The sequence below is a fragment of the Alicyclobacillus contaminans DSM 17975 genome (assembly GCF_000429525.1).
Taxonomy (GTDB): Bacteria; Bacillota; Bacilli; order Alicyclobacillales; family Alicyclobacillaceae; genus Alicyclobacillus_A; species Alicyclobacillus_A contaminans.
Window position 1 is genome coordinate 72,494 of the sequence record NZ_AUCA01000011.1, and the last position, 8,907, is coordinate 81,400.

The 8,907-nt window shown below is 58.3% G+C and carries 9 protein-coding genes and 1 rRNA gene; 1 reads left to right on the forward strand and 9 read right to left on the reverse strand.

The window, feature by feature from the left end; genetic code table 11:
* Positions 1 to 41 precede the first annotated feature (41 nt).
* From G463_RS0106455 to G463_RS0106485, 7 genes are all read right to left on the reverse strand, one after another.
* Positions 42 to 806 (reverse strand): hypothetical protein, encoded by a 765-nt coding sequence (locus G463_RS0106455; RefSeq protein WP_026974507.1) that lies wholly within the window; start codon positions 804 to 806, stop codon positions 42 to 44.
* Positions 799 to 2,436 carry a hypothetical protein gene (locus G463_RS0106460; protein WP_026974508.1) on the reverse strand — a complete coding sequence of 546 codons (1,638 nt, stop codon included), beginning with the start codon at positions 2,434 to 2,436 and terminating at the stop codon, positions 799 to 801. Before G463_RS0106460 ends, G463_RS0106455 begins: the two co-directional genes overlap by 8 nt.
* The gene (locus tag G463_RS19170) at positions 2,433 to 3,740 is read right to left on the reverse strand and encodes an O-antigen ligase family protein (protein WP_051322015.1); all 1,308 of its coding nucleotides are present in this window, start codon (positions 3,738 to 3,740) and stop codon (positions 2,433 to 2,435) included. Before G463_RS19170 ends, G463_RS0106460 begins: the two co-directional genes overlap by 4 nt.
* 78 nt (positions 3,741 to 3,818) lie before the next feature.
* Positions 3,819 to 4,829, reverse strand: a complete 1,011-nt coding sequence (locus tag G463_RS0106470; RefSeq protein ID WP_026974509.1) for an asparaginase — start codon at positions 4,827 to 4,829, stop codon at positions 3,819 to 3,821.
* A complete protein-coding gene (locus G463_RS0106475; RefSeq protein WP_026974510.1) occupies positions 4,826 to 5,326 on the reverse strand; it encodes an acyl-CoA thioesterase in 501 nt (166 codons plus the stop codon). The genes G463_RS0106470 and G463_RS0106475 overlap by 4 nt, the downstream gene beginning before the upstream one ends.
* 166 nt (positions 5,327 to 5,492) lie before the next feature.
* The gene (locus G463_RS0106480) at positions 5,493 to 6,485 is read right to left on the reverse strand and encodes a M23 family metallopeptidase (RefSeq protein WP_245575714.1); all 993 of its coding nucleotides are present in this window, start codon (positions 6,483 to 6,485) and stop codon (positions 5,493 to 5,495) included.
* 131 nt (positions 6,486 to 6,616) lie between these two features.
* Positions 6,617 to 6,892 (reverse strand): hypothetical protein, encoded by a 276-nt coding sequence (locus G463_RS0106485; RefSeq protein ID WP_026974512.1) that lies wholly within the window; start codon positions 6,890 to 6,892, stop codon positions 6,617 to 6,619.
* A gap of 147 nt (positions 6,893 to 7,039) precedes the next feature.
* Between G463_RS0106485 and G463_RS0106490 the strand changes: the two genes are divergently transcribed.
* Positions 7,040 to 7,438, forward strand: a complete 399-nt coding sequence (locus G463_RS0106490) for an acyl-CoA thioesterase (protein ID WP_035486039.1) — start codon at positions 7,040 to 7,042, stop codon at positions 7,436 to 7,438.
* Here the strand turns inward: G463_RS0106490 and G463_RS19175 are convergent, their stop codons facing one another.
* Positions 7,439 to 8,410 (reverse strand): RluA family pseudouridine synthase, encoded by a 972-nt coding sequence (locus G463_RS19175; RefSeq protein WP_051322016.1) that lies wholly within the window; start codon positions 8,408 to 8,410, stop codon positions 7,439 to 7,441.
* A 206-nt stretch (positions 8,411 to 8,616) separates the two neighbouring features.
* Positions 8,617 to 8,733 (reverse strand): 5S ribosomal RNA (rrf, locus tag G463_RS0106500).
* Between the last annotated feature and the right edge of the window lie 174 nt (positions 8,734 to 8,907).

Sequence of the window (8,907 nt, forward strand, 5' to 3'; positions counted from 1 at the left end):
GTCTACAACCCAAAAACCGGAACCGGCCCCTTGAATCTGCGTCAAGTCTGTGAATTCTCCAACTGTTTGATGAGATCTTTCGGAAGCTGCACCTTCGCAATCTCCTGATTGATGTCGAAGAACTCCGTCTGCGTATCGGTTTCGGCGGCACCCATGCCCCCAACGGATCCGACGGAGATGGTCGACACCTGGCGGAGATTGTGGCTGGTTTGCCCCACGTAGAACGTGTACACCACCGCACCGGCCGGCCCGTGGATTGGCAGCGGCAGCCACGTCGGTTGATACTGCACCATGTCAACCGGAATGACCGCGCGGTAGACGTCGCAGTATTCGTCGTTCACATACGACTTCTGCAGCTGCACCAAGGGGATGTTATGGGACTTGGCCGCGGCAATCACGAACGCAAACGAGACATACGGATTGAGTTGCTTCCACGCGGAGACCTGACTCCACTCCCCGTTGTCGTACGTGTAGGCAGCCTGTCCTTGTTGGTAAAACTTTACGTAGTTGTTCGCTTCCGCAATCCCGAAGTAGGCGGTGTCCGGCACATTCACGCCACCGTACACCGAGTACGTGGTCCGCGTGGAACCCTGCGCAAACGAGGCATCCATTTTGACCATGAACATCTTCGCGGATACGCCCCGCTCTGCACTGGCCAAAATGTCATCCCAAGTCGACAGGTTCACGGAGGTACCGGACTGATCTTCGGGCTGATTGGTGGACGGCTGCACCGCCGGACCACAGGCGCTGAGCAAGCCCATCAATGACAAAGTCGTCAACGTCGTCAGGATGGTGCGCTTACGCAAGGCGGTTCCTCCTTCCGCGCCACTTGATGAGCCATCCAATCACAACACTGGCCGCCAGGAGCGCGCTCGTGATGGGTACCACCGGAATGTCGTGCCGTTTCAAGACGTACAACTGACCGCTCCCGTACGTGCTGGTCACGAGATACGGCGGTTCATCCTGCGAAAATTGGACCGCGTGAACGTTCACCAGGTTGGTTTGGAACACCCGCCAATTCCGTACCAGTTGACCATCACGATACGTATAGGACGAGAGGTAGCGGACGGGTGAATTTCGAAGATAGCTGGGATCGTTGGTGATCAATTCCGGCGTAGCATCTCCGGCAAACCGCACGGACGCTTCAAACCGGAGCGACGTGTTCGGCGCCGTGTACAGGACCTTCCACGCCTGGTCGGGCTCCGCCTGAAGAATTTCTGCCGGCGCGGCATTGACGAAGATGGCGTCGCGCCCGCTGTTGTCCAACGGTCCGATGACAATGTCGCTCGACAGTGGATGCAGCGGATCCCCGCTGAATCGGCTGACGATCCGGTTGTCGTCGAGCGAGACCACTTCCAGCGTGTTCGCTCCCTCCAACAGTACTTCGTGGACATGAGGTGCCGTAAAGGACCCTTCGCCCACGACCGTGTCCGCATTGACCGGAATGGACACCGCACGTCCGTTCCAGGTACCGGTGAGCCGGCCGTTCGCCACCTTCCATCCGGCGGCGTCCTCCGCGACGTGTGCGGTGGACAACAGCGTGTGCCAATCGTTCATTTCCGCTTGATCCGTGGCTTCCGCCAACCCCTGCAGCATCGCAGGACTGTAGCCTGGCTGATTCGCCACGTCCACCATGGAAGACGGCGGCTGCGCCGGAGCCATGTACTGCACCACCCGCCCGTTGTCCAACGTCCAGTAGGCGCGAATGAACGGGAAGAATGGCGCGGTAAACGCGTGTGGATTCACCGCAGACAGGTCTTGCAAAGGCAATTGGGTCAGGTGAAACCGCCCACCCGATTGAACCAACGCCATGAACTCGTAGCGATGGTGCGCGTTGCGCAAAACGTTCTCCAAAGCGTCCGGACTGTCCGTCGCTGTCTGCGCCGTGTTTTGGACCTGCTGTTCGGTCTCCAGGATGTTCTGCAGCGTGACGACGGCGGTGCCGCTGGCGGTCTGGATGGGCTGCAGCGGCAGGGCCGGCAGGTCAGACGACTGCATCAGCACGCGCGCGTGATACGCGATGGAAAAATGCGTCAGGAGCGGCCACTGGTCAAACGGCAGCCACAGGTTTGAGATTGCCAAAATCACAGCGGTCCCCGATAAGTACCGCCAGCGAAGACGCGCAAACACCCACGCCAGCACGCTCAGCCCGACAATCATCACCAGACCGAGGCAGATTTTCGTCAACAGCGGGCGGCTCATCATTTCACTCAAACCGTCGCCGAGCAGGAGGCTGAAGATGGTGAATCCCACCCAGCGGCGCCGCTGCGACGATGGGATGGAAGTCAACCACAGCAAAACGATGGCGGCAATCCCCAAAATGCCAAGCAAAGCAAAGTCTGCAGCCAACGGCCGGATGAGCCACACATTGCAGGCATTGACGAAAACCGCCCAGCACAGGAAGAGAAGCCAGGTTCCAATCCGCTTCCCAATCATTCTTCTCCTCCCTCCCCTTTTGCCGATGTCGCCTTTGTGCGTCCGGCATCCGGTACCGGAGCCGCCACCCAAATGAGGAACAGCGTCGCGTACGTGAAGTAGGCAAACACGTTCGGCGCAAACTCAAACACGTTCTCCATCGAATTGTGAATCAGCATCGCAATCAGACCGGTCGTGCCGCCAATGAGGACGTAGCGGGCCCGGCCAACGGCGGTCTGAATGGCCCTCCGAAACAAATCGCGAATCAGCGCGATGTGCATCGCCACAAACAGCGTCAGGCCCACAATGCCCATTTCGGCCATGATTTTTGCGTAATAGTTGTCGGAATACAATGATCCGTACGATTGAGAAGCAATGGCGCCGCCGAATCGGCCGGTCCCAATGCCGAACAGCGGATTGGTCCCCATCTTGTCAAACGCCGTGACCCATCGATAGATGCGCCCGCTCTGTGAGGACTTGATCCAATACACCGGTGACAGCAGATCGCTGATTCGGTGATGAATGGGCGGCAGAAAATAGACGACGGCCACAAATACGATGAGCGCAATCAACAATCGACGTTCAAACAACACAGCCATCAGAAACACGGCGAGCGCAAGCGCCACCCACGCCGCGCGGGTGAACGTCAGGAGCATCGTGAGCCCGCAGATGAGCACGCCGGCGCCGTAAATCCACTTCCGAATTCGATGGGTCTCATACAACGCCATACCCGCCAACAGCGGCGTCATCAAAGCCATGTACGAAGCCAGCTCGTTCGGACTTTGCAGCACGCTGTACACACGGGAGCGAACCGTTTCTCCAACGTCCGTCCACCCGCGTTGAATGGGTGCCTTCGTTATGTACTGGTAGATGCCGTGAAGGCCAATCAGGATGGCCAGAATGGCTCCGGCATGCAGCAGGCGCGGCACATCTTCCGGCGCCACCAAAAACGGAATGAGAAAGGCATACAACATGTAATACACGTCCATTTTCAGTCCGTTCACCGAGACGCCCAGGCTGGCTAGCCCCGCGAACATGACGGCCAATCCCAACAATAAGAACCAGCCGGCGAACCTGTGCCACAGCAACCAGCGCGGCCTGTACCCGCTGATATACCGAACGCCGGCCAAGGCAGCCATCACCACCAGCAGCAGCTTGTCCCAAATGGACCCAAGCAAACTCAGTCCCGGCACGTGGCGCAATGTGTAGTCAATCACAGGAAATGCGATGACCGCGTACATGCTCCAACGCGCCAACCTCGACTGCGTCAGGCCAATCGGCCCAATCTCCGCATTCACTTCCACCATTTTCGTTTGTTCCGCCAAATGCTTCACTCCAGTCCCAAAACTGCCACACATTATAGCACACCCAGATGAGCGTTCCCTGTGAACGCCGCACTCAGATCAAATCGCGCGGTGCAGTTGAAACACCGGACGCAAGTCGCCAACGATGGTCCCCTGGTGGTTTTTCAGCACCGGGTGATGGAACGCTGATAATGTGGCCAAATCCGTCTCGGACAGAACGCCGATTTGGCGCAGCGCTTCAACCACCGCCGGGTACGACGCCCTCGGATGACCGTCCGCCACCTTCAAGGCGAGGCCGAGGCCCAATTCCGGCAATCCCACACAGTACACGCCTTCCGCGCCGAGTTTTCCGATGATCCGCCCCGCGCCCGCCTGCATCAGCACCGTGCAGAATCGATCCGTTCCCCCCACCATCTCCGGATGGGTCGTCATCGCTCGGGAAATTCTTTGGAGAGCGCTCTGCCGCGGTTCCGGTTCGCCGGACGGATCGGCCAGTTTGGCGTACGCCAATGCCATACGCGCAAGCGGCAATGCAAACACCGGCACGCCGCAACCGTCCGTGCCCAACGCGATGTCCGGCGGCGCCACTTCCGTCAACTCGCTCACCGCGCGGAGAATCAGCGTCTGCACGGGATGACCCGACATCGAATACCGTTCGAGGTCCGCCTTGAGGTGCGCTGCCAAGACCAGCATCGCAGCGTGTTTGCCCGAACAGTTGTTATGCGCCGCCGTGAGGGGTTCACCACACTGCAGGAGCGATTCGTACGCCGCGCTGGAGTAGGGCGGATGGACGCCGCACCGAAGGGCCTCCACCCCCAGTCCGACGCGCTGAAGCAGGGCGAGCACTTTTTCCACATGCATTGGTTCACCGCTGTGCGACGCACAGGCCAAAGCCAGTTCCTCATCCGACATCGCGGCCGCGTCCGCCGCTCCGCTTTCAATGAGAGGGACGACCTGCCAAGGTTTTGCGGCAGAACGGGCGAATGTGACGAGATGCGGATCACCCAAGTACCACATCAACCGGCCGCTCCGATGCACGACCGCGATATCGCCCTCGTGCACGCTCTCCACCATTTCGCCGCGGCGCACTTCCACGATTCGTTCGCTCAACGCAATCCCTTCATTCTCTCCATTTTTCGCTGCTTGCGCATGGCATACCGCGCAGGTGCTGTATCATAATGCCACTTCTCCTCGTCTGTTTCCGGAAGCACCGGTGGTACGGGCGCCGGTTTGCCGTCCGGACCGAGGGCAACAAACGTTAAATAGGATGTGGCCGTCAGATTTCGTTCACCGGTCATCAAGTTTTCTGATTCCACTTTCACGTACACTTCCATGGACGTGTGGTGCGTCCAGGTTACGAACGCTTCGAGGCAGAGCGCTTCTCCAATGGTCACCGGACGCAGAAAATCGAGGCTGTCGCTGGACGCAGTCACCACAGGCATGCGGGCATGGCGCATGGATGTGATGCTTGCAATCTTGTCAATGTAGGCCATGACGTTTCCGCCGAAGATGGTTCCGTGGTTGTTTGCATCCGGCGGAAGCACCAAGTCGGTCATGATGGTCCGCGACAGACGCGCCGGCTTGGCCTGTGCTGTTGTTCCCTCCATTAACGCTGTTCTCCCTCCCAAAATCATTGGTCGCAGATGGATGGACGTACCTGCGCCACGTGCCGTACACATCCGATAGGATACCACAAGTCCCACGAAAGCCACGAAACAAAGAGCTCGTCCCATCGGCCGCAGCGTGCGGATGGTGGACGGCTCTACAATGCCTTCAGTCGTCGGATTTCGGCGGCGATTTGATGTGTTGGGGAAGCCGTTGCCATTGCAACAGTTTCCCGGAGGGGCTGAACGCCCACTCGCGTCGGCCGGTGTCCTTGTACATGCCGAAATGCAGATGAGGTGGAAATTTGCCGCTCGTTCCAGGCGGTCCATACCCGGTGCTGCCCACGTAACCAATCACTTCTCCGGGCTCCACCAGATCCCCTCGCTTTAATGGTTTGGCATATGCCGACAGGTGCGCGTAGTAGTAATACACGTTATTGACGTCGCGAATGCCAATTCGCCATCCTCCGAACCGATTCCAGCCCATCAGTTCCACATACCCATGCGCGCAGGCCAGAACTGGTGTGCCATAGTCCGCGAAGATGTCTACACCTTCGTGAATGCGGCGCCCACCGTAACTGCGCCCTGCGCCGAACGTATGTTTGACGGTATAATTGTACTTTTTGGCGATGGGAAAACAGTTTCCCGCTGGATTCAGCCCATACCGTGCAAAGATTTTGTGGAATTCAAAGATCCGTTCCACCGCCACCGCATCCCGAAACAGCTCCCACACGGCGGTCCCGAGGTCGTCCTCGCCTGACTGCTCGTCCAGCCATTCTGCCAAGGCGGAGATTCTATCATTCGGATCCCAGGGCAGTGCCAATCCATCGTGGTTCGCGTCCACTCCCACTCCGTGAAACAACCGAATGGTGTACGGATTGAGATCGGAAAGAATGGGATTCCCAATCCCCGACCACATCGCATCCTCAAACGCAAACCCGTATTGTGGATGCAGCGCTTTATCCTGTTTCGACTTGGTCAATTCACTGTATCTATCCACCGCAGCCAACAGTGTCCACGGGATGTCATACCTGTGCGCGACCTGCACGTAGATGGGCTTGAGATGGGTCTGTCGTTCACCCGCAGCCGCAGTCAAAACCGAATTCCACATCACGAACAGCCAAGACACGGCAGCCATGATCCGCATCGGTCGTTTCGTCACATTCATCCACCCCAGGGTCAGGTTCTGTTGTTACCCTTCCCTCGCCGCGCGGTCCTATGCGACGCCCCGTATTCTGCAACCTGGTAACGCAAAGAGGCAGCTTGGAAAGCTGCCTCCACAGGACATCCTCTTCACCGGCTGCGAATCAAGCGTTGCCGGCTCTTTTTCCAGATGGACACATGTCCATGTTGAATCCACAAATCCAGCGGACACAAGTCGTGATCGACCTCGGCTGCCACCCTCCTTGCCTCCGAATAGGTTTCAAACGGCCCTTCCTGAAACGCACACACGTCATCCACCAGGTAGTAGAAAGTCCAGAAACGCCCTGGCCGCAACGAACCACCGAAGCGCCGAACCAGATTGGGGAATGCCCCGGTCACAGGCACCTCACCATACAGGTATGACATCTCGCTCCTGTCTCATTCCCTCGGAACGCGGAATCGGCGAGTCGTGGAGAGGCACCCTGTGCGCCCGAAACGCACCTGAGTTTCCGATGGCCGCATGATATCATGACAGCAGGCGGTACCCGTCGTACACCAAAGGGAGGTTGGTTGGTGTTGGTTACAGAAATTGAAATTTTGGTGCGCAGCACGGAAATTGACGTGAATGGACACGTCAACAACGCGAAATATCTCGAATATCTCGAATGGGGCCGGGAGGATTGGTATGAGCAGCTCGGCCTGGATTACGAAACCCTCAAACGGTTGGGAATTGTGACCGTGGTGGCGCGGGTGACGGCCAACTACCGCAGGGAAGCTGTGCAAAATGACCGACTGCGCATCCGCACCCGCCTGTCCCACGTGGGGAATACGAGCTTCCGAATGGAGCAGGTCATCGTCAACCAGCGCGATGAAGCGGTGCTGGACGCGGAATTCGTGATTGTCACCATCCGTCCGGACACCCACGAATCGGTCCGCGTCCCTGAAGAAATTCGTCGACATCTCGACACTTGATTACGCATCGTGCAGCGAGGCACCGGTTTCTCGGAACGGTATGGCCGACAGCGTCGACCAATCTTCCGCATAACCGAGCCTCCGTAAGGTCGTCTGATATTCCGCCGGCAGCGGGGCCGTATACACCGTCCCATCAGGAAACTTCAGCCATCCTGCGTGAAGCCACTGATGGGCCGCCCCGGTTTGGGCACCGCCACCGCCGTATTTCACATCACTCCACAGCGGATGCCCAATGTGCGCGAAGTGGGCTCGAATTTGATGGGTGCGCCCGGTGACGAGCTCAATTCGAACCAGGCTGGTTCGCCCGTTCGAAGCCAATCGCTGGAACAACGTCACTGCGGGTTTTCCATTCGCATGCACCACGGTGCGGTTTGTCTCCCGATCTCGGACCAGCGGCGCCTCAATCTTACCGTGCTCGGACACGGTGCCGCGAACAATGGCCAGGTAATACTTCCGGATTTGGTGATCCCGAAATTGGGCGGCGAGTCGCTGCGTCGCCGCGTGGGTCTTTCCAAATACAACTAACCCGCTCGTATTCCTGTCCAACCGGTTCACCGGACTCGGCGTGAACCGCGTGCTGTGCAACGCGCCTTCATCGTACAGATACGCCAATACCTGATTCGTCAACGTCTCTTTGTGCTCTCCGGCAGCTCCGTGAGTCAACACACCGATGGGCTTGCTCACAATGAGCGTGTCCTCATCCTCGTACACCACGCAGATATCCCGTGAAACGCCGTGAAATTTCTTCGGAGCGCGGCTTACCACCTGAAAATCGTCCTCCGCCATGTACAGCCTCACCACATCGCCCATCACCAGCACGTCATCCGCCTTGGCGCGTTTCCCGTTCCGCTTCACGCGGCCTGTGCGGATCATCTTGTATATCCCGGACAGCGGAACGCCGGGCAGCAACTGCCGAACGTACCGCTGTACCTTTTTCCCGGCTTCGCCGGCACCAATCCTGAATTCGAGCACACTGTTTCCTCCCGTTCAACCACGTCGACACTCGTTCACACCCGCGTTGGGCGAGAACCGATTGTCTGCCTGTTCACCGTAGCACAGAATGAGCGCAAACAAAAGTTGGGGAACGACATGCTGCCGCGGATTAAAGACGGGCTCCTCATCGCGTGCCAAACACAAAGAGCCCAACAGGTGATGACCTGTTGGGCTCATGTTCCTTCGCCTGGCAGCGTCCTACGTTCCCAGGGGCTCCCGCCCCAAGTATCCTCGGCGCTGGAGGTCTTAACGGTCGTGTTCGGGATGGGTACGCGTGTTTCCCCTCCGCTATCGCCACCAGACCCGGTTCGTGGGTGTCTGCTCACTCCTGCGCTCAAGCGAGCCGTTCGCAGACACCCCGCGAACCTCTATGTGTATCGTGATTGCCTGGGCTTCTGCTTTGCATTCCGCCCTGCGCTCACGCTACATCCCTTCTCCAAGGTACCCTGTACCTTGTAAACTAAACAGCGAATGCT

What these genes read in the sequence shown, in the direction of transcription:
- G463_RS0106460 (WP_026974508.1), bottom strand. Translation starts at nt 2,436, where the DNA reads ATGATTGGGAAGCGGATTGGAACCTGGCTTCTCTTCCTGTGCTGGGCG.
- G463_RS0106475 (WP_026974510.1), bottom strand. Translation starts at nt 5,326, where the DNA reads ATGGAGGGAACAACAGCACAGGCCAAGCCGGCGCGTCTGTCGCGGACC.
- G463_RS0106485 (WP_026974512.1), bottom strand. Translation starts at nt 6,892, where the DNA reads ATGTCATACCTGTATGGTGAGGTGCCTGTGACCGGGGCATTCCCCAAT.